This is a genomic window from Streptomyces sp. NPDC001156 (genome assembly GCF_053598275.1).
This window is the reverse complement of record NZ_JBSFJX010000496.1, coordinates 1-1,776: the sequence shown is the minus strand read 5'-3', so window position 1 is coordinate 1,776 and position 1,776 is coordinate 1. Positions and strand designations below refer to the sequence as shown.

General features: G+C 67.7%; 1 pseudogene. It reads left to right on the top strand.

Annotated features, from left to right (window positions below):
- Window positions 1-382: 382 nt before the first annotated feature.
- Window positions 383-1,459: pseudogene (locus ACWDA7_RS52545) on the top strand (IS110 family transposase).
- Window positions 1,460-1,776 lie beyond the last annotated feature (317 nt).

Here is a 1,776-nt window from a genome sequence, read left to right as displayed (position 1 = left end):
GTGAGCGGCACGATGCGGCCCTGGTCAGCGCGTCACTCAAGATGGCAGCCGCGACGCGCGGCGGCACCGTGGACGGCGTGATCTTCCACTCGGACAGTGAGTATGTGAAGTACCGGATGTCCCGGGCCTCTTGACCCGCACAGCGATGGACGCGCCAGGATGCCGGTGCCGGGATGCTCTCGCGGCCTCCTGACCCGCACTCGGATCGACCGTGTTGTCCTTCCTCGGACATGTCGGTGGCCCGGGAGCATCCCGGCGAGGCGCTCGCCTCGCCGACGGGAGTGACTTAAGGAGAGCCTGGCCAAGGTCCCATCACTGTCTTGTCCGCCGCCTCGGTGACCGCGCGCCGACCCACCGCGCTCTCGTCCGCGAGGAGGCCGACATGGCCAGCATTCCACCCGTCTCCCGCGTCGTCATCGGCGGCGTGGACACCCACAAAGACCTGCACGTCGCCGCCGTGATCGACACCGACGACCGCGTCCTGGACACCCAGGCGTTCTCCACCACCCGCGCCGGCTACCGCGCCCTGCTCGCCTGGATGCGCACCTTCGGCGACGTGCGCCGCATCGGCGTCGAGGGCACCGGCTCCTACGGCGCCGGGCTCCTGCGCCATCTGCAGCAGGCCGGTATCGAGATCCTTGAGGTCAACCGGCCCGACCGTTCCGACCGGCGTCGCCGCGGCAAGGACGACACCCTCGACGCCGAGAACGCTGCCCATGCTGCGCTGGCCGGCAACCGCGTGATCACGCCCAAGACCCGCACCGGCATGGTCGAGTCCTTACGCGTCCTGCGGATCGCCCGCTCCACCGCCGTCAAAGCCCGCCGCGTCGCGCTGCAGATGCTCCGCTGTCAGATCATCTCCGCGCCCGAGGAACTCCGCGACCAGGTACGCAATCTGACCCGCATGCAACTGATCCGCACCTGAGCGGCCTGGCGACCGGACGAGACCGCCTTCCGCGATCCCGTCTCGGCGACCCGCATCGCGATCAAGCCTCTGGCCCGCCGCTACCTGGAGCTCAACGACGAGGTCGCCGATCTCGATGCGATGATCGAGCCCCTGGTCCGTGAGCTGGCCCCCTCGCTGCTGGAACGGACCGGCTTCGGCATCGAGAACACCGCCCAGCTCCTGGTCACCTGTGGCGACAACCCCCAACGGGTCACCGACGAGGCCCGCTTCGCCAAACTCTGCGGCGTCGCCCCGCTGCCCGCTTCCTCCGGGAAAGTCCAGCGTCACCGGCTCAACCGCGGCGGCGACCGCCAGGCCAACTCCGCCCTCCACATGGCCGTCGTCTGTCGCCTGCACTACGACGAGGACACCCAGAAGTACCTCGAACGCCGCACCAGCGAAGGCAAGTCGAAAATGGAGATCATCCGTTGCCTCAAACGGTACGTCGCTCGCGAGGCGTACTACCTGATCAAGCAGGACAGCACCCCGAACCGGTCAGTCCAGAGAGGTTGACATACAGGAGAGCGTCCGCGGTTCGGAATATACGAGTGCGGCGTACAACAGCCTGTGTGACCGCCTGGGCGCGGTGCAGTCCATGGGGCGCGTGGGCTCGGCCCTGGACAACGCGGCCGCGGAATCGTTCCACAGCGTTGCGCGATCTTGGTGGCTAATTTTGAAGTGCGTTGTTGTGCCTGCGAGTTGGCTGTCGTCAAGTGCCGGTGGATGGGATCATGGCGGTCTTCTCGCTTCTCGGTGGATCGGAGTGTCTGGTGTCGGTGCAGCCGCGGCCTTGGCCGGAGCCGGATCCGCAGGTGGCTGCGGCGATCCGG